General features: G+C 42.0%; 23 protein-coding genes and 1 tRNA gene. 15 read left to right on the forward strand and 9 right to left on the reverse strand.

Going from position 1 to position 24,320, the window contains the following annotated elements; all coding sequences use genetic code 11:
* Positions 1 to 57: 57 nt before the first annotated feature.
* The 5 genes from gmk (at position 58) to IMPJCBKJ_RS06905 (ending at position 5,455) form a co-directional block, all read left to right on the forward strand.
* The gene (gene gmk, locus IMPJCBKJ_RS06885) at positions 58 to 678 is read left to right on the forward strand and encodes a guanylate kinase (protein ID WP_166339517.1); all 621 of its coding nucleotides are present in this window, start codon (positions 58 to 60) and stop codon (positions 676 to 678) included.
* Between the two features lie 103 nt (positions 679 to 781).
* Positions 782 to 1,057, forward strand: a complete 276-nt coding sequence (gene rpoZ, locus IMPJCBKJ_RS06890; RefSeq protein ID WP_054554225.1) for a DNA-directed RNA polymerase subunit omega — start codon at positions 782 to 784, stop codon at positions 1,055 to 1,057.
* A gap of 130 nt (positions 1,058 to 1,187) precedes the next feature.
* Positions 1,188 to 3,293, forward strand: a complete 2,106-nt coding sequence (gene spoT / locus IMPJCBKJ_RS06895; protein WP_138601110.1) for a bifunctional GTP diphosphokinase/guanosine-3',5'-bis pyrophosphate 3'-pyrophosphohydrolase — start codon at positions 1,188 to 1,190, stop codon at positions 3,291 to 3,293.
* Positions 3,294 to 3,304: 11 nt separating this feature from the next.
* Positions 3,305 to 3,697 (forward strand): RidA family protein, encoded by a 393-nt coding sequence (locus IMPJCBKJ_RS06900; protein WP_054554223.1) that lies wholly within the window; start codon positions 3,305 to 3,307, stop codon positions 3,695 to 3,697.
* A gap of 153 nt (positions 3,698 to 3,850) precedes the next feature.
* The gene (locus IMPJCBKJ_RS06905) at positions 3,851 to 5,455 is read left to right on the forward strand and encodes a FapA family protein (RefSeq protein WP_054554222.1); all 1,605 of its coding nucleotides are present in this window, start codon (positions 3,851 to 3,853) and stop codon (positions 5,453 to 5,455) included.
* Positions 5,456 to 5,503: 48 nt separating this feature from the next.
* On the opposite strand, the gene asnA is transcribed toward IMPJCBKJ_RS06905, so the two are convergent.
* Complete coding sequence (gene asnA / locus IMPJCBKJ_RS06910; protein WP_166339519.1) at positions 5,504 to 6,499, reverse strand: aspartate--ammonia ligase; 996 nt, start codon at positions 6,497 to 6,499, stop codon at positions 5,504 to 5,506.
* Between the two features lie 197 nt (positions 6,500 to 6,696).
* On the opposite strand from asnA, the gene asnC reads away from it, so the two are divergent.
* From asnC to recG, 3 genes are read left to right on the forward strand one after another with little or no spacing between them, the layout of a single operon-like run.
* Complete coding sequence (gene asnC, locus IMPJCBKJ_RS06915; protein WP_054554220.1) at positions 6,697 to 7,155, forward strand: transcriptional regulator AsnC; 459 nt, start codon at positions 6,697 to 6,699, stop codon at positions 7,153 to 7,155.
* A 44-nt stretch (positions 7,156 to 7,199) separates the two neighbouring features.
* Positions 7,200 to 7,916 (forward strand): tRNA (guanosine(18)-2'-O)-methyltransferase TrmH, encoded by a 717-nt coding sequence (gene trmH, locus IMPJCBKJ_RS06920; RefSeq protein ID WP_166339522.1) that lies wholly within the window; start codon positions 7,200 to 7,202, stop codon positions 7,914 to 7,916.
* 39 nt (positions 7,917 to 7,955) lie between these two features.
* Positions 7,956 to 10,037 (forward strand): ATP-dependent DNA helicase RecG, encoded by a 2,082-nt coding sequence (recG, locus tag IMPJCBKJ_RS06925; RefSeq protein WP_166339524.1) that lies wholly within the window; start codon positions 7,956 to 7,958, stop codon positions 10,035 to 10,037.
* A gap of 80 nt (positions 10,038 to 10,117) precedes the next feature.
* Here the strand turns inward: recG and IMPJCBKJ_RS06930 are convergent, their stop codons facing one another.
* Positions 10,118 to 11,050: a porin gene (locus IMPJCBKJ_RS06930; protein WP_054554217.1), complete on the reverse strand. Its 933-nt coding sequence runs from the start codon at positions 11,048 to 11,050 to the stop codon at positions 10,118 to 10,120.
* Positions 11,051 to 11,246: 196 nt separating this feature from the next.
* Complete coding sequence (locus tag IMPJCBKJ_RS06935; protein WP_054554216.1) at positions 11,247 to 12,101, reverse strand: LysR family transcriptional regulator; 855 nt, start codon at positions 12,099 to 12,101, stop codon at positions 11,247 to 11,249.
* Between the two features lie 90 nt (positions 12,102 to 12,191).
* Here IMPJCBKJ_RS06935 and IMPJCBKJ_RS06940 point away from each other — a divergent pair, with 90 nt between their 5' ends.
* Both IMPJCBKJ_RS06940 and IMPJCBKJ_RS06945 read left to right on the forward strand, forming a co-directional pair.
* Entirely contained in the window at positions 12,192 to 12,566 is a 375-nt protein-coding gene (locus IMPJCBKJ_RS06940; RefSeq protein ID WP_138616409.1) for a DUF413 domain-containing protein, read from the forward strand.
* A gap of 78 nt (positions 12,567 to 12,644) precedes the next feature.
* Positions 12,645 to 13,880, forward strand: a complete 1,236-nt coding sequence (locus tag IMPJCBKJ_RS06945) for a response regulator (protein WP_054554214.1) — start codon at positions 12,645 to 12,647, stop codon at positions 13,878 to 13,880.
* A gap of 2 nt (positions 13,881 to 13,882) precedes the next feature.
* Here IMPJCBKJ_RS06945 and rarD read toward each other — a convergent pair whose 3' ends face one another.
* Positions 13,883 to 14,806 carry an EamA family transporter RarD gene (rarD, locus tag IMPJCBKJ_RS06950; protein WP_054554213.1) on the reverse strand — a complete coding sequence of 308 codons (924 nt, stop codon included), beginning with the start codon at positions 14,804 to 14,806 and terminating at the stop codon, positions 13,883 to 13,885.
* Positions 14,807 to 15,031: 225 nt separating this feature from the next.
* Here rarD and recQ point away from each other — a divergent pair, with 225 nt between their 5' ends.
* From recQ to IMPJCBKJ_RS06970, 4 genes are all read left to right on the forward strand, one after another.
* Positions 15,032 to 16,855 carry a DNA helicase RecQ gene (gene recQ, locus IMPJCBKJ_RS06955; protein WP_138601124.1) on the forward strand — a complete coding sequence of 608 codons (1,824 nt, stop codon included), beginning with the start codon at positions 15,032 to 15,034 and terminating at the stop codon, positions 16,853 to 16,855.
* A gap of 7 nt (positions 16,856 to 16,862) precedes the next feature.
* A complete protein-coding gene (locus IMPJCBKJ_RS06960) occupies positions 16,863 to 17,159 on the forward strand; it encodes a DUF3630 family protein (protein WP_138601126.1) in 297 nt (98 codons plus the stop codon).
* A 67-nt stretch (positions 17,160 to 17,226) separates the two neighbouring features.
* Positions 17,227 to 18,942, forward strand: a complete 1,716-nt coding sequence (locus IMPJCBKJ_RS06965; RefSeq protein WP_166339561.1) for a BamA/TamA family outer membrane protein — start codon at positions 17,227 to 17,229, stop codon at positions 18,940 to 18,942.
* Between the two features lie 64 nt (positions 18,943 to 19,006).
* Positions 19,007 to 19,567: a mechanosensitive ion channel domain-containing protein gene (locus IMPJCBKJ_RS06970; RefSeq protein ID WP_095209703.1), complete on the forward strand. Its 561-nt coding sequence runs from the start codon at positions 19,007 to 19,009 to the stop codon at positions 19,565 to 19,567.
* Positions 19,568 to 19,905: 338 nt separating this feature from the next.
* On the opposite strand, the gene IMPJCBKJ_RS06975 is transcribed toward IMPJCBKJ_RS06970, so the two are convergent.
* The 3 genes from IMPJCBKJ_RS06975 to IMPJCBKJ_RS06985 form a co-directional block, all read right to left on the reverse strand.
* Positions 19,906 to 20,964, reverse strand: a complete 1,059-nt coding sequence (locus IMPJCBKJ_RS06975) for a succinylglutamate desuccinylase/aspartoacylase family protein (RefSeq protein ID WP_138601134.1) — start codon at positions 20,962 to 20,964, stop codon at positions 19,906 to 19,908.
* A 309-nt stretch (positions 20,965 to 21,273) separates the two neighbouring features.
* A complete protein-coding gene (gene rimK, locus IMPJCBKJ_RS06980; protein WP_062567363.1) occupies positions 21,274 to 22,179 on the reverse strand; it encodes a 30S ribosomal protein S6--L-glutamate ligase in 906 nt (301 codons plus the stop codon).
* 58 nt (positions 22,180 to 22,237) lie between these two features.
* Positions 22,238 to 22,660, reverse strand: coding sequence for an ATP-dependent zinc protease (locus tag IMPJCBKJ_RS06985; protein WP_054554208.1), 423 nt, complete (start codon positions 22,658 to 22,660; stop codon positions 22,238 to 22,240).
* A gap of 160 nt (positions 22,661 to 22,820) precedes the next feature.
* On the opposite strand from IMPJCBKJ_RS06985, the gene zntB reads away from it, so the two are divergent.
* Entirely contained in the window at positions 22,821 to 23,792 is a 972-nt protein-coding gene (zntB, locus tag IMPJCBKJ_RS06990; RefSeq protein WP_054554207.1) for a zinc transporter ZntB, read from the forward strand.
* Here zntB and IMPJCBKJ_RS06995 read toward each other — a convergent pair.
* Together IMPJCBKJ_RS06995 and IMPJCBKJ_RS07000 are read right to left on the reverse strand one after the other, a co-directional pair.
* Positions 23,787 to 24,008 (reverse strand): Rho-binding antiterminator, encoded by a 222-nt coding sequence (locus tag IMPJCBKJ_RS06995; RefSeq protein WP_138601139.1) that lies wholly within the window; start codon positions 24,006 to 24,008, stop codon positions 23,787 to 23,789. The genes zntB and IMPJCBKJ_RS06995 overlap by 6 nt on opposite strands.
* Before the next feature lie 62 nt (positions 24,009 to 24,070).
* A tRNA-Arg gene (locus IMPJCBKJ_RS07000) sits at positions 24,071 to 24,145 on the reverse strand.
* Between the last annotated feature and the right edge of the window lie 175 nt (positions 24,146 to 24,320).

A 24,320-nucleotide genomic window follows, 5' to 3' on the forward strand; every position in this document is an offset into this window, starting at 1 on the left:
AAAGGCTTGCTGGAGTAGCGCTCCCGCAGGCCTATTTATTTTGTATAGAGACAGATCATGGCGCAAACTCGCGGAAATTTATTTATCTTGTCAGCTCCATCGGGGGCTGGTAAATCAAGCTTAATTAGTGCTTTATTAGAGAAACACAGCGATATGAAGGTATCGGTTTCGCACACCACTCGCTCACCTCGTCCGGGTGAAGAAAACGGTGTGCACTATCACTTTGTTTCTGTTGATGAGTTCAAAACGCTAATTGAGAAAAATGACTTTTTTGAATGGGCGCAAGTGTTTGATAACTACTATGGTACGTCTAAGCAAGCAATCGAAAGCCAACTTGAAGCAGGTATTGACGTATTTTTAGATATCGATTGGCAAGGTGCTCAGCAAATCCGCAAATTAGTTGATGATGTTGAGACTATCTTTATTCTTCCACCATCAAAAGAAGAACTTGAATCACGCTTAAATAACCGTGGTCAAGACTCTGCTGAGGTGATCGCAGGAAGAATGGCAAAAGCACAATCAGAAACATCACACTATAATGAGTATGATTATGTTGTTGTTAATGATGACTTTGATACTGCGCTTACAGAAATCGAAACGATCGTTATGGCTAAACGTTTATCGTTAAAAAGCCAAGCTGTGCGCCATCAGGCGTTATTAGAGAACTTACTTAAGTAATACTTTTTTAAGAATAAGATAAAAATTAACCACAAGCTATTGGCGAATTTAACTTGGTACAGTAAACTACGCCTTTGCTTAAGAATTTATTTGGAGTGCTAAGATGGCTCGCGTAACTGTTGAAGATGCAGTAGATGCAATTGGTAATCGTTTTGACTTAATTTTAGTTGCGGCTCGTCGTGCCCGCCAAATCGCGGTTGGTGGTAAAGATCCACTCGTTGATGCTGAAAATGACAAACCAACGGTTATTGCTTTACGTGAAATTGAGAAAGGGTTAGTAGATAGCTCTTCTATGGACTTAATTGATCGTGAAGAACAACAACATCAAGAAGCAGCAGAAATGGCTGCTGTGGCTGCTATCGTAGGTGGCAACCAGTAATCAAGCTCCCCGCTTTGATTTAGCTATACGGCTAGTATTTCTACACTAGCCGTTGGCAAGCCCTTCTTTTCATCGTATATTCTATTCATACCGTTACCGATTTACTTCATTTGCGCATTGGAGTGTGACTTTGTATCTATTCGAAGGCCTCAAAAAGAAAATATCCGAATACTTACCACCCGCTGAGATTGAGCTGGTACAAAAAGCATACGTGGTCGCTCGCGAAGCCCACGAAGGCCAAACACGCTCAAGTGGCGAGCCTTATATCACCCACCCTGTCGAAGTGACACAAATACTTGCCGGCATGCACTTAGACCACGAAACGCTGATGGCTGCCCTGATGCATGACGTGATTGAAGACACTGACTTTAGCCAACAAGACTTAGCTGAAATTTTTGGCGACACCGTTGCCGAGCTTGTTGAAGGGGTGAGTAAGCTAGATAAACTCAGCTTTAAAGATAAAAAAGAATTCCAAGCCGAAAACTACCGCAAAATGATCATGGCGATGACGCAAGATATTCGCGTGATCTTAATTAAATTGGCTGACCGTACTCACAACATGCGTACTTTAGGCGCACTGCGCCCTGACAAACGCCGTCGCATTGCCCGTGAAACCCTAGAGATTTACGCACCAATTGCGAACCGCCTTGGTATTCACGATATTAAAAATGAATTAGAAGATTTAGGCTTTCAAGCGTTATACCCGATGCGCCATCGCGCATTAAGATCAGAAGTGGTCAAAGCACGCGGTAACCGTAAAGAAGTTATCAGTAATATTAAGACTGAGATTGAAGCACGTTTAGAAGAGTCTGGCATCGAAGCAACTATATCTGGCCGCGAAAAACACCTTTATAGCATTTACAAAAAAATGCTTAATAAAGAGCTTTCGTTTAACGAAGTGATGGATATCTACGCGTTTCGTATCAATGTTGATAATATGGATACCTGTTATCGCGTATTAGGTGTTGCGCATAACCTTTACAAGCCAATCGAAACTCGCTTTAAAGATTATATTGCTGTACCAAAAACTAACGGCTATCAGTCGCTTCATACCTCATTAGTTGGCCCTCATGGTATTCCTGTTGAGATTCAAATTCGTACCCACGATATGGATCATATGGCAGATAAAGGGGTCGCTGCTCACTGGATGTATAAAAAAGCCGGTGATAATGCAGGCCACACAGCACAACAACGTGCTCGCCAATGGATGCAAAGCTTACTGGAACTTCAGCAAAGCGCTGGTTCGTCTTTTGAGTTTGTTGAAAACGTTAAAACAGAGCTATTCCCTGAAGAGATCTATGTTTTCACGCCAGATGGCCGTATCGTTGAGCTACCCATGGGTGCGACAGCAGTCGACTTTGCTTATGCAGTTCATACTGATGTAGGTAATACCTGTGTGGGAGCACGCGTTAACCGTAAACCTCACCCACTCAGCAAAGCGCTTGATACAGGGCAAACGGTCGAAATCATCACCAGCTCTGGAGCGCACCCTAATGCAACTTGGTTAAACTTTGTTGTAACAGGTAAAGCACGTTTAGGTATTCGCAATTACCTGAAGAGCCAACAGCATGAAGAAGCCATGCTGCTCGGTCGACGTTTACTAGACTCAGCACTTGGTGAAACCAAACTGGATGATATTCCAGATGAAAACATTCGCCGTGTACTTCAAGAGCATGAACTAAATACCGTCCTTGAGCTACTAGTCGAAATAGGCTCAGGTAATCTCATGAGTGTGCTTATTGCAAAACGCTTGATGCAAGTTGATGCAGACGACCTAGACGACCTAGCACAAAAAGCAAAAGCGACCATTATCGGTACTGAAGGCATGTTAGTTAATTACTCTAAATGCTGCCGCCCAGTCCCAGGTGATGCAATTACAGCTTATATAAGCCAAGGTAAAGGCCTTACGGTTCACCGCCAAGAATGTAAAAATATTCGTGGTTGGGAAAAAGAGCGCTCAAAATACCTCGTTGTAAAATGGGACGATAACCCAGAGAAAGAATATATTGCTGCCCTTCGTATTGAGATTATTAATCACCAAGGTGCGCTGGCTAAATTAACCAATGTTGTTGCCTCAACCCAAGCCAATATTGTTGAAATAGCGACTGACGAAAAAGAAAGTAATTTATACATGATAGATTTAGGCATCACGGTTAAAAACCGCGTTCATGTTGCTAACATTATGCGCCGCATTCGCGTTATGCCTGATGTGCAAAGAGTCTATCGTAAAAAGTAACAAGGATAATCATGAACAAATCTTTTATTTCTACTGATAATGCGCCTGCAGCTATCGGTACTTACAGCCAAGCAGTTAAAGTAGGCACGGCTGTTTATTTATCAGGTCAAATTCCACTTGTACCAGAAACAATGGAAGTGATCTCTGAAGACTTTACTGAGCAAACTCACCAAGTATTCAAAAACCTAACAGCTGTTTGCCAAGCTGCGGGTGGTCAAATTCAAGACATGGTGAAAGTAAATATCTTTCTAACTGACTTATCTAACTTTGCGATTGTCAACGAAGTAATGAGCCAGTACTTTAAGCAACCATACCCTGCACGCGCCGCAATTGGCGTACGTGCGTTACCAAAAGGTGTGCAAGTTGAGATTGACGGTATCATGGAGCTACCTTCAACAAACTAATCAGCCCTGCCAGCAACACAAAGTTGCTGGCACTTTTTTAGAAAAAGTTATTACTTCCCTCACCCGAAATTCTTGACTCATTAGCAAATCTCTAGCACTCTGTTGTTATAACAAATAAAACCTTTAGCTAATGTAGTCAAAAAGGATCTCCACGTGTTTAAGCTCGCTCACAACGGCAACGTTTTATTAGATGTTCATGAAAACTCGCCTCCTAGTGCTGCGTTTATTATCGAAGCATTAGAAAAGTCACCATTTTGCGAATGCAGAGTGGATCATGAAGCTATCAATAAATTCTTCAAAAGTGACTCTAACGAGCGCATGCTTGTTGTTGCCTCTAAACATGATGCGAGCCTAGTTGTAACCCTAAGCGATGATAAAATGCTTGCTACAGGCGAACTTACTCTTGCTGAAGGCGGCAAAGTTATGACGCTTGATGAAGCTAAAAAGGAGCTTATCAGAGCGGGCGTTGCTCGCGGATACAAACAAGCTTTCTTGGAACAGCTATTACAACAACAGTTTGAGTTACCAGCAGGAGAAGTCGCTAAAGGCGTGCTAGCAAAAGGTCGCTTACCTATCGATGGCCAACCATCAAAACTAGTTTCTCAAGTTGAAACGCTCAAAGATCGCTTAAAAAAACCCAAATTGCGTGAAGATGGTACTGTCGATATGCGTGATTTTGGCAAGCTTGCCAGTGTCGAACCCGGCGTATTACTTATCAAGCAAATCCCTGCGACTCCGGGTAAAGAAGGCTTTACTGTTACCGGTGATGTATTACCAGCCAAGCCTGGTGAAAGTAATACTCTAGTTGCTGGTGAAGGTACCGAAATATCTAAAAATAATCCGCTTGAACTTATTTCAGCCATTGCAGGTGTTCCAGTAGATATCGCGAATGGTATGCGTGTTGATGATATTTTTACCATTGCCGATGTCAACGTAAAAACCGGCCATGTAGATTTTGAAGGTAGCGTCATTGTAACTCATAATGTTGAGCCGGGAATGCGTATTAATGCCAAAGGCGATATAACAGTTATGGGCACTGTAGAGTCTGGTCATTTATCTGCAGCTGGTGATATCACCATAAAACAAGGCGTAATTGGCCACCAACTCGAAGATAAAAAGTTATCATGTAATATCATCAGCCAAGGTGACATTCACTTATCACATGGTCAATACAGCTACCTTGAAGCAAACAATATCCTCATCGACCGACAAGCCAGCCATTGTGTAATGAAAGCCACTAAATTGTTGCAAGTCGGCCAAGAAGATAACCCCCAAGGAAAACTATTTGGCGGTGAAATTTTAGATGCTCAAATAGTTATTGCTGGCGAAATTGGCAATGAATCAGGCGCGAAGATGGTGATTAACTTAGCGGCTTCAGGTGCTGATGTAACAGCACAAACAGACCAATGCTTCAAAGATTTAGCACAAACAGATTCGCAACTTGATACCTTACAAGCGGCTATCGAAAAAGCGGATTTAGTAAAAGATGCAGAAAAGAAAAAAACTCTTCTGGCTAAAATAGGGGCCACACAAATGCACTATTGCGAGCAAGCTGAAATGCTTGAGAAAAAACTATCAAGTTTAGAGCATCATTTGCATGATTTACTTGAAGATGCGCAATTAGTCGTTAACAAAACATTGCACTCAGGGGTAGAAATACATATTTTTGAAAAAGTGCTACGTACAAACCGTAAGTACCCCCCTTGCAAGGTTAAGCTTGAAGAGAACAAGGTTGAGGTGGAGTTTAAAACCAGTTAATAAAAAAGAGGCTTTAAGCCTCTTTTTACTAGGGTCATTAATCTTAACTTAGAGAATTCCTTCCACTTGCTGTTTTAGCTGTTCAGGCCAAACACCAACTTGTACTTGCCCGATATGCTGTTTTTGTAACAGCAACATAGCGAGTCGTGATTGACCAATCCCACCACCAATTGTTTGCGGGAACTGCTTCGCAAGTAGCTGTTTATGCCAATCAAACTCTAAACGAGCTTGGTCGCCTGTAATCGCTAATTGTGTAGCTAAGGCATCAGGGCTTACACGAATGCCCATTGAAGAGATTTCAAAAGCATCTTCTAGCACTGGGTTCCAAACTAAAATATCACCGTTTAAGCCAGCAAATTTACTACAGGTTTGGGTTGACCAATCGTCATAATCCGGTGCTCGTACGTCATGAATTTTGCCATCGGCAAGTGTGCCGCCTATACCAATTAAAAATACCGCACCGTATTCTTGTGCTACCGCTTTTTCACGTTGTTTTGCAGTAAAGTCAGGATACATCTGACGTAACTGTTCACTGTGTACAAAGGTGATTTGCTCTGGCAAAAATGGCGTTAAATCAAACTCGCTTGATACAAAGCGTTCGGTTGCTTTAATAGCCTGATAAAGTGATGTTACGGTTTCTTTTAGCTTGTCTAAGGTGCGCTCAGTACTCTCGCAAATTACTTTTTCCCAATCCCATTGGTCAACATACACCGAGTGAATTGGGCTTAAAGATTCTTCATCTGGGCGAAGCGCCTTCATATGCGTATAGAGCCCCTCACCTACCGAAAAATCGTAATCAGCCAAGGTTTTGCGTTTCCATTTAGCTAAAGAGTGCACTACTTCAAATTGGCTACCCGGAATTGTTTTCACTGCTACCGATACAGCATTTTCAGTACCGCTTAAGTTATCTTGAATACCATCGCCTACTTTTGCCAAGATCGGCGCTTGTACCTCAACTAATCCTAATTGTTGTTCTAATTGGCTTGAAAAAAACTGTTTTACTTTACTAATTTGCTGCTGTTGCTGCAGGTAGTGTGAACTCATAATAATTGGCCTCATTCCCAGTTATTGTTACTTGCTTGATTAGAGAAGCCCGCTGCTTGGCCCCTCCTGTTAAAACAATCCTCAACTAAACAAAGATAATTTTCAATAACCCGCAATAAAAAGAACTTAACATTGAAATTTTCATAAAAATAATGCTATAAATTTTACTGATTCAATAATTAACACTAATAAATACCATGGAAAATTATCAAATCGATAATCTCGATAAAAACATCCTTAATGCGTTAATGGAAAATGCGCGAACAGCGTATGCAGAACTTGCTAAACGCTTTGCAGTAAGTGCCGGAACTATTCATGTTCGAGTCGAAAAGATGAAACAAGCGGGAATTATTACAGGCACCCAAGTCAGTATTGATGCCAAACAGCTTGGTTACGATGTTTGCTGTTTTATTGGTATTAACCTCAACAATGCCCGTGATTACCCACAAACGTTACTGCATTTAAAAGAGCTAGAAGAAGTCGTAGAAGCCTATTACACCACGGGTAATTACAGTATATTTATCAAAGTGATGGCACGCTCAATTGATCATCTACAAGATGTGTTAATTAACAAAATACAAGCCATCGAAGCTATTCAATCAACAGAAACGCTGATCTCATTACAAAACCCAATTAGCCGTGCTGTTGTTCCCTAGGGTATAATCAGCGCCAATTAGAATCCGTCAACGAGCACACAACTATGGATACAACTCGCTTTGAGCGTGTTAAGCGCGTATTAGATCGCCGCCAAACGGACCTAACGGTTTGTTTAGAAGAGGTACATAAGCATCATAATTTATCGGCCATTGCCCGCACAGCTGACGCGACAGGCTGCCATCATGTTCATGCTGTATGGCCAGAGAATCAAAAATGGTTAACTAACAATACTTCAGGTGGTAGTAAAAACTGGCTCGAAACTCACTTGCATCGCAATATCGATGAAGCCGTAGCCATGATGCGTGCGCAAAATCCTGATGTACAAATTTTAGCAACTCACCTCAGCGACGACGCAGTCGACTTTCGTGAAATTGATTACACCAAACCGACAGCTGTTATTGTTGGTCAAGAACGAGATGGTATTTCGCCGCGTGCCCTCGCTCATGCTGATAAAAACATCATCATCCCAATGCAAGGAATGGTGCAATCTCTTAATGTATCTGTTGCAGCGGCACTTATTTTATTTGAAGCACAGCGCCAACGTGAAGAAGCAAGTCTTTATAACCGCGATATGCTTGATGCGAAAGTTAAGCATCGTATTTTGTTTGAAGGCTGTCACCCTATCATTGCTGAACAATGCCGCGAAAAAGAGCTGCCGTACCCTGAGCTGGATGAAAATGGTGAAATTGTTGCTGATGAAACGTTCTGGAACATTTTAAAACACACGCAACCGCTTGAAGCCACTAACGAGTGCAAGTAAACTGAAAAACAGTCTACTAATTAATAATTTGAGTCACCTTTGAGTCATCCTAGCTTAGCGTTATACCCAATTACAGAATTAAAAGGCGTCGGCCCAAAAATGGCCGAGCGCCTTGCTAAGCTAAATATTCATACGGTACAAGACATGCTGTTTCATTTGCCTCATCGCTATGAAGACCGCACCCGCATTCACCCAATTTGCGAACTCCAACCGCATAGCCATGTTAGTGTTGAAGCCACCATTGAAACCAGCCAAATTACTTTTGGAAAAAGGCGCATGCTGGTTTGCCAAGTAAATGATGGCACGGGCCGTTTAACGCTCAGGTTTTTTAACTTTAGCGCGGCTCAAAAAAATGCCTTAAGTGCAGGTAAAATCATTCGTTGCTTTGGTGAGATCCGCCGTGGTCGTGTTGGCTTTGAAATGACACATCCGGAATACAGCTTATCGGATACCCTTTCTGAGCAACCAACGAACACCACGCTTACGCCGGTTTATCCTGTTACCGAAGGGCTAAAACAGTTATCCATTCGTGCACTAAGCGATCAAGCACTTGCACTATTAACTAAATACCCTGTCGAAGAGTTACTGCCAGAACAGTTTCAGCCAACCGGAATGCGTTTAGCCGATGCGCTCATGACCTTACATCGCCCACAAAACGATGTTGATTTAACTGCTCTTGAACAGGGTATGCATCCTGCTCAGCAACGGCTAGTGTTTGAAGAGTTGCTTGCGCAAAACTTAAGCCTTTTAAAGCTACGCCAAAAAGGGCAAACGGTAAAAGCGGTTGCTTTAAAGCCGCATAACCAACTTGAGCAACAGTTTTTAGCTAATTTAGCCTTTAGCCCAACCAACGCACAAAGTCGTGTGGTGGCAGAAATCAAAGGTGACTTACAACACCCGTTTCCGATGATGCGCCTAGTACAAGGCGATGTCGGCTCTGGTAAAACCTTAGTCGCAGCGCTCAGTGCGCTCACAGCGATAAGCGAAGGCTACCAAGTCGCTTTAATGGCACCAACAGAGATTTTATCAGAGCAACATGGCATCAACTTTAGCCAATGGTTTAATCAACTCGGTGTTGAAGTTGCCTGGTTAGGTGGCAAAAGTAAAGGTAAAGAGCGTGCAGCGACTTTGGAAAAAATCGCCTCTGGCGAAGCACAAATGATTGTTGGCACCCATGCATTATTCCAAGAACAGGTTGAGTTTAATAATCTCGTTTTGATTATCATAGATGAGCAACACCGCTTTGGTGTTCATCAGCGTTTATCACTGCGTGAAAAAGGCCGCTTTGGTGATTGCTACCCACACCAATTAGTGATGACTGCAACCCCTATCCCGCGAACCTTAGCAATGACAGCCTACGCTGATTTAGAAACCTCAGTGATTGATGAGTTACCACCCGGTAGAACGCCTATTACAACGGTGGCGATTCCTGATGCACGCCGAGACGAAATTATTCAACGTGTGAGAACAGCATGCTCAGAGCAAGGTCGTCAAGTGTATTGGGTTTGCACCCTGATTGATGAATCTGAAGTGCTGCAATGCCAAGCCGCCGAGGATAGCGCCGAGCAATTAAAAGCAGCACTGCCAGAGCTAAACGTTGGCTTGGTGCATGGCCGGATGAAAGCCGCCGAAAAGCAAGCCATTATGAGTGAGTTTAAGGCAGGTATTATTCATGTACTGGTTGCCACAACCGTGATTGAAGTGGGTGTTGATGTGCCTAATGCGAGCCTTATTATTATTGAAAACCCTGAACGGTTAGGGCTTGCGCAACTCCACCAGCTACGCGGCCGTGTTGGTCGTGGGGCAACGGCATCACACTGTGTTTTACTTTATCACGCGCCATTATCAGCTACAGCGCAAAAGCGCTTAGGTGTGCTGCGTGAAAGTAATGATGGCTTTGTGATTGCTGAGCGAGATCTCGAAATCCGTGGCCCAGGTGAAGTACTTGGCACCAAACAAACAGGCTTAGCTGAATTCAAAATCGCCGACCTAAACCGCGATAAACAAACACTTAATCATGTCAGACCCATCGCTTTCAAAATATTGAATGACTACCCAGAACTTACCGATAAATTGATTCAACGCTGGCTTGCAGGCAAATCAAACTACGCACAAGCTTAAAGCTAACTTCAGTATAATTTTGTTGTTCAACAAAAAAAGCCCAGCTAATTAGCTGGGCTCACAAGTAAGGGAGTGTTCACTTAGAATTTGTATTCAATACCAACACCTAGGTAATCTTGGTCAACTTGATTGTCTGTATCAAACGTTGAGTAGAAACCAAATACTTTGGTGTTTTTGTTTAGCTTGTGATCAACACCTGCAGAAATAGCTGTTTTCTTATCGCCTTCATCAAAGTCAATTACTTGGTACTGTACTTTGAATGTGTTGCTATTCATTTGGTAAGCAGCATTTACTAAGTAGCCATCAGCTTCTGCGCTACCATCCACTTTTTCTTGTGTTTGGTACATAGCACCTAGTTTGAAGTCACCTAGTTTACCTTGTACTGTTGCACGAACAATGTCGTAACCTTTTACTTCGCTGTCAGCTGCAACTGATGCATAAAGTTTGCTTTCTTTAAGTTTTGCATCGCCGTAAGTTAACGCTACCGAGTACCCGTTATCAGCATCTACATCATCTTCAGCTACATAAGTTGCTAATACTTTGAAGCCACTGAAGTCTTTAGAAGCATAAGAAATAGTGTCGCCTAAACGGTTTTCACCTTTAAATGCGTTTTTGATATCACCTTCAAGGTCATTGAATAAATCAACTTTACCTTGAGACTGCTTCATTGCTGTATCGTTACGACCGATAACAACTTGACCAAAGCTACCTTTCACACCCACGTATTGATTACGCGCAGTGATGTTATCGTCATTGTCGCCTTTTGAATCAGCGTCAGATACGTCTACACCAAACTCAAATTTATAAACCGCTTCTAAGCCTTCAGAAATTTTTTCTGAACCTTTTAAGCCAAAACGTGAGTTATTGCTTTTAATTTCAGTGAAAGACCCTTCGCCATCATCTGATGATTGAACAGTCACGTTTGCTTTACCATATACATCTACATCAGCTAGTGCAGAAAAAGATAAACCACCAAATAAAGCTAGGAATAAGCTAGACTTTGCAAATTTCATGTCGTTTCCTCAATAATCGCAACAAAAAACACATGTTGTGTTTCAATGCGCGCAGTGTGACAGTAAAAAATGACAGAAAGATGACAGTTGAAATAAAAGCGTCAATTTAGCTTCATAAAATGTAATTAATTTTGAAATAAAAACGTAACTCACTGTTGTAAAATTAAATTTTTATGAAAGCTAAATTAAATTAATTTTAAGCTTTTATTTGTAGCTCAGTTAATAAAGTGACTAACTTCTCTAACAGAGGGGTTTGCTCGTTGTCTCTGTGGTAAGCAACAAACACATCACGCGATGTATGCGCAACATCTTCAACATGATAAAGCTCACCAGATTTAAGCTGCTCTTCAACTAATAACTGAGGAATAAAGGCACTGCCGCCGCACTTCAAAATTAAATCAAGCGCAATACGGCCCGTACTGGTTCTAAAATATGGAGGGGCGTGGCCGTTAAACTCACGAGCATGCCATAAAGAAAAGGTGGTACCCCAATCAACATAGACATATTGGTTATCGAAAAAGTTTTCACTATTTGCTGTTTCAAAAGCACTCACAGGAATAATAGGTAACTCACAAATTCGCTGTACAACTAGTTCATCTACTTTTGGGGGATCGAACAACACAGCTAAATCTAGAGTACGTTCCAGTAATAAGCGAGTACTCTCTTGTTGTGCTTTGACTTCAGCAACTAACGACACACCCGGCATAGCAGAAACAATATTAGTAATACCAAACTGTAAAAATGCATCCCAAATATTAGGTGTTCCTGCTAAGCTAATTTGCTTATGCATATTATCTGCAAGTGCCACATCAACTTTTGCGCGCTGCATACCCGTAATGATCATTTGTGCATGTGGCAGTAATCGCTCACCAGGCGCCGTTAACTGTATGTTGTTACGTTGGCGAATAAATAAGTTAACGCCTAAACCTTGCTCTAATTGTCGGATCCGAAAACTCACCGCAGACTGTGTAATATATAAATTTTCAGCTGCCTTACCGAAATGGCGCGTACGGACCACTTCAACAAAAGTCTTCAATAAATCGATATCCATTTTTTACCCTTACGATAAAAATAATTTGTTTAATAAAATCGACAACTTGATCCATACTCCAGCAAGAAATTAGGGCATGAGGATAAAGCCATGAGCAATGACATTTCATCACTTCGTCAGGCATTTGCAAGCCAACGTCAATTCTATGATGATCAAAATTTCCCACGCGGTTTTGGTCGTAGTGGTCACTTCACTTTGCTAGAAGCCGACATTCTCGAGCAGCATGGTGTTGTTCTAAAGGGTTTATACAACAAAACCCTAGAACCACAAAATGAATTTCAAACTCAATTTGTACAAGTTGTCACCGGCAATCTTGACGCGACCAATGCAATTGAACGTGCTTGGGTCAAATACCTAAAGCAAACCACTTGCAAAACGAAATTTCATACATTGTTTGGACGTTCCCGTATTGCAAACCCAACAACACAAAGCGTTGAATATTATTCTGAGTCAGACAGCTTATAACGATTTGCTTTTTTAGGCTTTTAAGGTTAAAACTTGTAGTAACTATTGCTTCGCCAAAAAGTTATAACAAGGCAAACCGTGACTAGAAGAATATTAATAATTGAAGATACGCCAACGATTGCGCGAGTGCAAAAGCATATCGCGCAAAAAGTTGGTTATGAAGCCGATATTGCAGGCTCGTTGGCTGAAGCAAAAAAGTTAGTTGAAGAGCACTCTTATTTTTGTTCGGTAGTAGACTTTATTCTACCTGATGCACCAAAAGGCGAAGCAATTCCTTTTACTATCGCCTCTGATATTCCCACAATTGTCATGACGGGAAACCTAGATGAGACAACGCGTAATATTGTCGAAAAGCACCCAATAATTGACTACATTACTAAAGAAAATAAACAAGCTTATCAGTATCTTGAAAAACAACTCGCTCGCTTGCCTCGAAATGAACAAGTGCAAGTTCTTGTCGTTGATGATTCAGCGGCAACTCGCCACCACATTTGTAACTTATTAACTCGTCACAAATACCAAACCATTGAAGCTGTTGATGGTGTCGACGCTTTAAAAGTACTGGCTGAAAACCCAAAAATATCGGTGATCATTACCGATAACGAAATGCCAAACATGAATGGGGATGAGCTTTGTGTTGAAATTCGTCGTTTATATTCCAATGATGAAAAAGCCATAATCGGCATTTCTGCACTCGATACTCTGCACTTATCAACGCGCTTTTTAAAATCTGGTGCAGACGATTACCTTCGCAAGCCATTTAATAATGAAGAATTCTATTGCCGGCTAAGTCAAAACGTCGACATGCTTGAAAACATTAAAACGATTCGTTTACAAGCAAACACTGATTACCTCACTAAGCTGCCTAATCGCCGCTATTTCTTTGGTGAAGCAAACAGCCACCTCAAAGCTGCAAAACTGGCAGAAAACTCTGTCTCTTTAGCTATGATCGATATTGACCACTTTAAATCAATAAATGATAACTATGGTCATGATGCCGGTGATGAAGTGCTTAAGGGCCTATCGCAATGTATGGCAAAGTATTTTAAAAATAATTTAGTTGGCCGCTTTGGTGGTGAAGAGTTTGCAGTATATTTTGCTGATCAAGACCGACATGAATCGTTACAGCGTTTAGAAAAATTCCGCTTATTTGTTGAAAAGCACAGCCCTGAATTTAGCAAAGACCGTATCAAGTTTACGCTGTCGATTGGTTTTCATAATGGGCCTATTTATAGTTTAGATGAACTAATAAAACAGGCCGATCTAAAGCTTTATCAAGCAAAAGAGTCTGGGCGCAACAAACTAATAAGCTAAGCCTATACAGGCTTAGTCACTGCCTCTAATTTCGCTTTGCGTTGCTTACGACTTTGGCGGTACGAATCCCAACTGAATAACGCCAAAGCGCTCCAAATACAGGCAAAGGTCACCACACGCTCAGCATCAAATACCTCACCATAAAAAGCCACGGCAAGCATAAACATTAAACTTGGACCAATGTACTGAAAAAAGCCTAATGTGCTGTACTGAAGGCGTTTTGCTGCACCGGTAAAACACAACAGTGGTAAAGTTGTCACCACTCCTGCACTTATCAGTAACACGTTAATATGCCAATCATTTGCAGTTAAATCAGAGCTTGGCGAAGGCGCCATAAACCACCAGTAAATAAGTGCAACAGGTAATAAAATAAGTGCTTCGAGCAATAATCCTGGTAATGATTCAATCGGCAGCTTTTTGCGTAAAAGACCATAAATAGCAAACGAGCCAGCTAGCGAAAAAGCAACCACAGGAAATGATCCAAAGCTCACTAATTGAAGCAGCACACCACAAAGCGCGAGGCCTACAGCAACGCCTTGCCATTTACGCAGCCGCTCACCTAAAAACAACATACCAAGCAACACATTTAGTAGTGGGTTGATGTAATAACCTAAACTAGCATCGAGCATGTGATTATTGTTCACCGCCCAAATAAATAACCCCCAGTTAAAGCCAAGTAAACTTGCTGTTATTACCAACATCAAAAGTAATTTAGGTTGCCCAAGCACAATTCGAATACGCTGCCATTGATGACGAGCTGCAATAATAAGAAGTAAAAATAACACCGACCAAATAACACGGTGCATTAAGATCTCAAAAGCAGAAACCTGCTGAAGAAATTTAAAATAAATGGGTGCAAGACCCCACATAAAAAAGGCTAAACAAGCGAAAATGACACCTTTTCGCTGCTCAATGTTGGTAGGCATAAGTTTGGCTTTATAGTTTAAAAGCGCTATTTTACGCCCCCTAAACAGTGACGCAACCAAAACACGCTAAATAAGCCCATGTATTTACTTCTTAAAAGGGACTGCCATTGTTGCAAAGTAACGCCGTGATATTAAGCTCCTGTGAAGCGCTGAATTCTGCATTTTGAGGTAGTTTGGGTATATTGCTAAAGACATCGCTATAAAAAACCACTAAAATGCTCGGCGATGAATACCAATACCGCAATGTCCAACACACCCGTTCGATCACCACAAGCCGTACTCAAACAAGTGTTTGGTTACAAGGACTTTCGTGATGGCCAAGAAGCGATTATAGCCGCAGCGCTAGACGGCCAAGACTCGCTTGTACTTCTACCAACGGGTGGAGGCAAATCATTATGCTATCAAGTACCCGCTTTGATCCTCGATGGTGTTACTGTGGTTATCTCGCCGCTTATATCCTTGATGCAAGACCAAGTTGCCCAACTAAGAGCCCTCGGCGTGCAAGCGGCCTACATCAATAACAGCCTGCCTTTTGAAGAGCAACAAGCTGTCTATCAACAATTACACTACGGCCAAATTAAGCTGTTATATGTTGCACCAGAAAAAGTATTACAACACGAATTTTTAGAGCGCTTGAGTCATCTTAAACTCGCACTTTTTGCTATTGATGAAGCTCACTGTGTCTCGCATTGGGGGCATGACTTTAGGCCGCATTACTGTCGGCTCAACGAGTTAAAGCAACGCTTTATGCACGTGCCCATGATGGCCCTTACAGCAACGGCAGATAAAGCAACTCGTTACGATATTATTGAACAGCTTCAGCTTAACCACCCTTACGTGCACACTGGTAGCTTCGATAGACCTAACATTCGTTACACCATAGAAGAAAAATTCAAACCTATGGTACAACTGCTTCGATATTTAAAAGAGCAGCAAAATCAAAGCGGCATTATTTATTGCACCAGCCGCAAACGGGTTGATGATGTAGCCGAAAAACTTGCTGACGCAGGGTTTAATGCCGCCGCCTACCATGCAGGTATGAGCAATGAACAACGCCAATTTGTGCAATCGGGCTTTGCCCGTGACGATATTCAAATTGTGGTTGCGACCGTTGCCTTTGGCATGGGGATTAATAAACCAAACGTACGTTTTGTGGTGCATTACGATATTCCAAAAAGCATTGAGGCTTACTACCAAGAGACCGGTCGTGCAGGTCGTGATGGTCTGGCTGCAGAAGCGATAATGTATTTTGATCCGGCCGATATTGGTCGCGTACGCCGCTTTTTTGAAGATATTGAAGACGAGCAACGGCGTCGTGTTGAAGAGCAACGCTTTAATGCTATGGCCAGCTTTGCCGAAGCACAAACATGCCGCAGACAAATTTTGCTAAATTACTTTAGTGAATATAAGCGCGAAACCTGTGGTAACTGTGATATTTGCTTAAACCCACCGACTAGCTTTGATGGCACACTTGTCGCACAACAAGCTCTCTCGTGTGTGTATCGTGCAGAACAACGTTTTGGTATTGGCTATATTGTTGAGTTACTGCGCGGCGCAAACACTAGCCGTATTCGTGATAACAATCACCACCAGCTAAGCACCTATGGCATAGGAAAAGAGCATAGTGTGGAGTTCTGGCTAAGTATTTTAAGGCAGCTTATCCATCAAGGGTTATTAAGCCAAGATATTACCCAAGGCTCTTCATTACGCTTAACCGAAGCCGCCCGTGCGGTGCTTAAAAGTGAGTATGCACTGCAACTTGCTGAACCTCGCCTACAAGCTAAGCACGTTTACCAAGATAAACTTGCTCAGTTTAATTACGATAAAAAGCTGTTTGCAAAATTACGTGCCTTACGTAAAGAGTTGGCAGATGCTGATGACGTACCACCTTATGTGGTATTCAATGATAAAACTCTCGCTGAAATGGCGCAGCTCATGCCAACCAATGACAGTGAGTTTTTGAAGGTATCAGGTGTTGGTTTCACTAAGCTCAATAAGTACGGCGAACCGTTTTTAAATACCATTCGCGACTATCTTGCCGCTAATTAGGACTGCTATGACTGAACTAAGCTATGATGCTGAGCATGAAATCATTCTCATAACGTCAAGTGAGCTTCCACACGACGAAGACTTTGAACTTTGGGCAACCCTTTTCTTACACGCTCCAGCAATAACAACCGCCGACTTTGATGCTGGCGCTGATCGTCATCAATTACGCTTTCACTTTACAGATCATAGTTTTAATCTAAACTTTGAACATTACAGTGAAAGTATTTGGATTAATGCTGAAGGCATTGAGGCAAGTGCAGTTTTACCGCAACTTTATCAATATTTAGTCATGCAATTACAATAATAAGCTAGACTTTTTTCCACGCTTAGTATGTAGTAGTTGCACAGGACATACTCAACTAAGGGTGTAAATGGGATTTAAGCAGTCGCACTTTGTTGCTAGGCTAATAACACTATTACCAATCTGCATAGCAGCCAATGTTCATGCAGAACAGCAATTCACTGACGATAATAATTATTGTCAAAACCAGCGCACGCTTAAATCGCAAGATAATAACTTACGCCGCCAACTCGATACAGACAACCCCCTCCCCGATACTGCTAATAACCGTAAAATAGTCTCTATTGAACTTGAACAGCTGAATGTCTTTAACACTGAACTAGAAGAAGAAAATAACTTTTTATTCCGGTTTGCCAATCGCGCTCACATGACGACTGAGCCAGAAGTAATACACAGCGTTTTATTGTTCGAAGAAGGTGATGTTTACAATCCACGTAAATTACTAGAGTCAGAGCGGTTACTGCGTAAACAAGGCTATTTATATGATGCACGTATCAACGCAAAGCTCGATTGTGATGGCAACGTCCATGTAAAAGTAATTACGCGCGATCTGTGGACTTTATTACCAGAAATAAGCTTTAGCCGTAGCGGCGGTGAGAATGAGTCGAGTATTGGCTTTCGCGAGTCAAACTTTTTAGGCTGGGGTAAACGAGTGTCATTTAGCCGCACCCGTGATGCTGATCGCACAGGTTACCTATTTGTGTATGACGATCCACATATATTCTCTAGCCGTTATCAAGGCCGTTTAGAATACTCAGACAACGATGACGGTAAACGTCATTACCTCGATGTCAGCTACCCGTTTTTCTCGATTGATACGCCCTACAGTTACGGTGTTACAAGTTACTCTGACCAGCGCAGAGAATCTCTTTACTACCGTGGTGATGTAGTTAGCGAATTTGAGCAAAAGACCATATTAAACCGTGCTTACTTTGGTCACTCATCACAACTTGGCAATAGCTGGACTCAGCGTATCAAACTCGGGGTAGAAAATCGTAAGGATACTTTCAAGGCCATATCATTAACAAATTTACCTATTGCTGAAGACCGAACGCTCAACTACCCCTATGTTAGTGCACAGTGGTTTGAAGATCATTACGTTAAGGTAAGAAATTTCGATAGCATCTACCGAACAGAAGATTTAAACCTCGGTTGGAATATCCACGCCTTACTCGGTTATTCGAGTAAAGACTTTAGCGACGATGCCAGCCGTACTATTTATTCGTTATCTTTATCAAAGGCGCATTACTCTGGAGACAACCAATTGTGGCGCTTTAAAGCAGACCTTGATGGCTACTGGAATGAAGAAACCGATGACGTAGAAAACCTGTTTGCCAGCACGCAGTTACAGTATTACCTCAATACCACACTAAGACAAAGCTGGTATGCCAAAGCCCGCCTACAATATGCAGAAAATCTCACAGCTGATAAGCAACTCACGATTGGTGGGGAGAATGGCCTGCGTGGATACCCGCTTGACTACCAAGTTGGCGACCGCAGCTTTTTAGTGACTTTAGAGAAGCGCTACTACTGGGAATATGACTTACTGCAATTGTTTAAAGTGGGTGGTGCCGCGTTTTATGATATTGGTAGAGCTTGGTATAACAACAAAGATAATGGCGATAACGGTAACGTGCTGCAAAATGTGGGAGTGGGCCTTCGCTTAGCGCCAAGCCGTGCCAATGCCGGTACGGTAATTCACCTAGATATTGCCGCACCAATTAACAAGCAAGATGATGATATCGACTCTGTGCAGTGGCTAGTAACGGTTAAAAATACCTTTTAAAGTAGTGTTATTGTTTAGCTAAAAAGCTAAAATCGAAACGTAAAATATTAATTTAGGAACCCTTTTGGACTTCGTCGAATTCTTTAACGAGCAATATCATTTAATCGTGACTGTCATCGCAGTTTTGCTTTACCCGCTGCTTCGTAAAACCACCAAAAAACTGCTGTTAAAAGCAATTAAAGGCAAAGCTGATCCGCATCGTGAATACCGTGCTGAGCTGTTGCTCAATATCATTCTTGCCATTGTCATGCTGTGTTTAGTATTGGTTTTTTGGGGTATAGAGCTACGCGGCTTACTAGTACTTGGCTCATCCATTTTTGCCATGCTAGGTGTCGCGCTTTTTGCAGCCTGGTCGTTACTAAGTAACCTAACAGCCTTCTTGTTGATGTTTATTCAAAACGACTGCCGCGTTGGCTTTTGGGTGAGAGTAATTGACGGTGCAAACTTCTTAGAAGGCCGCATTATCGAAATGGGACTAATGAACGTGGTACTTGAACACGTTGATGGTCACAAAGTGATTTACCCAAACAACATCTTTGTTACCCGCCCTGTGATGGTCCTAAAAAACCCACCTACGGCAACCAAAGCGCCAACCATAAAACGTATTTTAGGTCCAAAAAAGTAACGACTTTAAGTTAACGAGATGCTTGCTAAAGAGGTGTTTTTTTTCTGCTTCCATAGGCGATTAATATAAAACTAAATAAAATGACTAGAGGGTGAAATAACACAATGTGAACAACACTTTGCTCAGTAAAAAAGCCGTGCGTAAGTGAAATAGCAAGCGTGCATAAGCCTGTATAAAATAGAAAAATTTTCATCTTTGATCCTTTAGTCATTCTTACGACAAGTAAGTAAAAAAACTATAAAACTTGTACTTGCTCTAAGGTCAAGTATTAGATGGGGACAGGCGGATACAAAAAAGCCAAACAGGTAGTTTGGCTTTTTGAATTACAGAATAGGGTATTAGTTATTTAATTCTGCGGTTTTTAACTCGTCTTCAATATCACTTATTTCATCAATAAAGTTTTCGAGCTGTTGTTCAACTAGGCTGTTTGCGTGAGCAAAGTAAGCAAGATGGAATACGGCATCCCCCTCGTTTACCAGCGGCATTGTTTGCTGACCAATGACAATACCGCTGCGTGGCGCTAGTAACTCAAGCTCAGCATCACCAAGAGGGCTACTAATATAAGCTAGAACCTGCCCTTTCATTACTCGCTCACCGAGTGATACTTGTGCACGAACAATACCGTCAACTTCAGCGCGTACCCAACTCGTCGAGCTTGCAATAATCGGCTCTGGTAGCTTTTTAGCACGCTTGCCACGCACCATTTTTAAATGGCGCATGACATAGTCAACACCTTGCACACCAGCTGCAATGGCTATTGGGTCAAAGCGTAGCGCTTCGCCGGCTTCATAGGTAATAACGGGTATTCCTAAATTGGCCGCTTCACTGCGCAATGAGCCATTACGAAGTGACGCGTCAATCACCGCTGGAGTACCAAACGCTTTTGCCATAGCCGCCGTTGCAGGGTCGCTCAAATTGGCACGAATTTGTGGCAAGTTAGTTCGGTGAATTGCACCTGTGTGCAAATCAATAATATGCGTACAATGCATTGCCACCTGAGTAAAAAACGCATTCGCCATTCGCCCTGCTAACGAGCCTCGTGTTGAGCCCGGAAAACTGCGGTTCATGTCACGGCGGTCTGGTAAATAGCGTGACTTGTGAATAAAACCAAACACATTCACAATCGGTACCGCAATAATAGTACCGCGCAATTGCTCTGGATCGATTTTAGCAAGCAACTGCCTAACAACCTCAACACCATTGAGCTCATCCCCGTGAATTGCAGCACATACCATTAATACAGGCCCTTGCTGCACACCATTGACGACTTCAATTGGAATATTTAACGGCGAGTGGGTGTAAAGCTTGGCAGCTTCAATCGCAAATGTTTTACGTTCGCCAACACCAACCGTATCGCCTAAAATTGAAAACGGTGTATTTTTCTTAACCTTAGCCACGCACTTTTCCTTTTAATAGAGCGCTAATACCCAAACCTCCTCAAGGTGCAGAATTCAGCGTTTCACAGGTGCTTAATATCAAGGCGTTACTTTGCAACAATGGCAGTCCCTTTTAAGAAGTAACAACGATGAGAGTAAGTGCCTGTGAAGCGCCCTAAGGGTTGGTTTAAAAGCGATTTATACTGCGTTATTGATTTTAACAATAGAACCACTATTACTTGCAATCAATGCCTTGCCTAAATCGCTTTTAATTCCAACTGAAACTCGCACCTTGAGGTGGTTTGGGTATACATAATTATGGGTAAAGGCTTAACCTTTACCACGCGTTGCAGTTCTTTTTGATGCCGCTGTTTTTTCAATAAACTCAACAATCATGCCTGCAATGTCTTTGCCGGTTGCAACTTCAATACCTTCAAGACCAGGTGATGAGTTAACCTCCATTACCAATGGACCACGTGCAGAGCGAAGTAAATCAACACCCGCTACGTTTAAACCCATCGCTTTAGCAGCTGCAACCGCTGTTTTTCTTTCTTCTGGAGTAATACGAACCAATGTCGCACTACCACCTCGGTGTAAATTAGAGCGGAATTCACCTTCTTGCGCTTGACGCTTCATCGCAGCAATTACTTTATCGCCTAATACAAAACAGCGAATGTCCGCACCGCCCGCTTCTTTGATGTACTCTTGCACCATAATATTGGCTTTTAAGCCCATAAACGCTTCAATTACACTTTCTGCAGCTTTACGTGTTTCAGCTAATACCACACCAATACCTTGGGTACCTTCAAGTAGCTTAATAACCACTGGTGTGCCACCCACCATGCTTAATAAATCTTTTACATCATCAGGTTTACTTGCAAAGCCTGTTACTGGCATACCCACACCTTTACGTGAAAGTAGCTGTAATGAACGTAACTTATCGCGCGAGCGAGTGATCGCCACTGATTCATTGACAGGGAATACCCCCATCATTTCAAACTGACGTAATACCGCACAGCCATAAAAGGTCACTGATGAACCAATACGCGGTACGATAGCGTCAAAATCTTTTAAATTTTCACCGCGGTAATGGATTTCAGGCTGCTCTGAATTGATGTTCATATAACAACGAAGTGCATCAATTACTTTCACTTCGTGACCACGTTGCTCTGCTGCTTCAATTAAGCGACGTGTTGAATATAAATTTTGGTTGCGAGATAAAATACCAAGTTTCATAGTTAAAAACCTTAACTGATAAACTCATACACGTAACAACGTGTGATAAGTCCTTTTCCTATAATAAATGAGATAAAGCCGGATCAACGACTATGCGATTTTCCATTGCTGTACGCCCTAACAACATTCTAAACTTCATTGTTGAACGGTTACTTAAAGTCACCCTTACAGGCCAGCTTTGGGTTCCTGCGACTAATTTTGTTTCAATAAAGTAGCGTAGCTCACGCTGACCGCTTGAACTGGTCACATACTTACGCTCAACTACTTTGGCGCGACACTCTACCGTTGTTTCTACATCGTCTTGTAGAGGATGGGTAGTAAATTTCACCCATGCTTCGCCATTTTCTGAAAATTCCTCAATGTCAAAAGCATGAATACATGAAGTTCTTGCTCCGGTATCAACTTTTGCTTTGATTTTTTCTATTCCCAGTTCAGGCAGGCCAAGCCATTCTCGCCAGCCAACAATAATTTTTGCGCTCATTAATGTGCCCTCTATAAAAAAGTGTCTTATACGCTACAGAGCTAGAAACACCAACGAAATATATTTATCCCCTCGATAAATCGATTTCATTAATATAGTCTTGACTATACTAATGTATATACTCAACTATATCGCACTATTTGTAAAACGAGAGTTCAATATGATCAATGGGTTACTTCATGTCTTAATCTTAGACGAACAAGGCGGTGCACGTGCTATTGAAAATAGTACTGAGCTGCAAAATTGGCAACCCGAACACGGAAAACTTTGGGTGCACATGGACTACAGTCAAGCTGAAGCCGTTGAATGGCTTGAGCAAAGTAATTTATTAACTGATTACGAACTTGAGTCGCTTATTGCCGATGAAACACGCCCGCGTTTAAGTAAAGTCACTAATGGTAATATGCTGTTTTTACGTGGAGTTAACTTAAACCCAGCGCAAAGTCCAGAAGACATGGTCTCGCTACGCTTGTTTATTAACGAAAACATTGTGGTCACAACCCGTAAGCGCCGTTTATTATCGGTGCAAGATATTGTTGAATCGTTCGATGGCAGCAATGGTCCTTGCACAATTTCTGAGTTAGTGTGCCAATTAGCGCAAAACCTAACCTCGCGTATGCAAGCTGTTATCGACAATTTAGATGACACACTCGATGGATTTGAAGATGAAATTGATGAACCAAACAAAGGCTTTGATCATCAATCATTAGCACAAATTCGCCGCCAGACAATCGCGTTAAAACGTTATCTACGGCCACAAAAAGAAGCACTTATTACTTTGTTAAACAACAAGTATAAGTGGTTAGATGAAGACGATAAGGCACGCTTAAACGAAACAACTAATATGTTGATCCGTTACTTAGAAGAGCTAGATAGCTCAATTGAACGCGCGCAAATTATTCAACAAGCAATTACTAGCCAAGTATCTGAGCAACTAAATCAGCGCATGTATGTGATGTCGGTGGTTGCTGCACTGTTTTTACCACTTGGCTTCTTAACAGGCTTATTAGGTGTAAACGTAGGCGGTATTCCGGGCACTGAAAGCCCTTACGCATTTAGCTTGTTTATTATTTTCTTGGTGGTGCTAACCGTTGGGATTGGCATTTACTTTAAAAATAAAAAATGGCTATAGCTCGACAACCTTTTTAATTAAATCAAGGCGGATGGCATGTTCGCCTTTTTTTGTTGCCAAAATCAGGTGCTCGCCATCGGAGTTGAGTATTTTGAGGGTCTCAGCTTTTCCTTCTAACTGCTCACCAGATTCTAAGGTAATGCGTAATAAAGAGTTATGCATGCACCATAATTCATATTTATCGTAGTCGCCACAGGCGATAGGTTGATAAGTCATTAGCTTTTTGAGATTGCTGAAGGAATAAATCGAGCTTAGAAGATATTAAAGTGAAGAGCAAATGGCGCTCTCGGCAGGGATCGAACCTGCAACTTAGCCTCCGGAGGGCCACGTGATATCCATTTCACCACGAGAGCACATTTGTCGTTATCAATACTGACTCGCGATATCAGCATGACAACCCGGCAATGATAATGGCATCTTGCGCTAAATGCTAGCATCAAGGCCTTTATATGCACACAAATTCAGCAATTTGCATTAAAACACTTCACTTTCGTGCAGAACCAAGGTATTAACGTATACTTAATAAAA

Source organism: Pseudoalteromonas sp. MB47 (assembly GCF_011319765.1).
GTDB lineage: Bacteria > Pseudomonadota > Gammaproteobacteria > Enterobacterales > Alteromonadaceae > Pseudoalteromonas > Pseudoalteromonas simplex.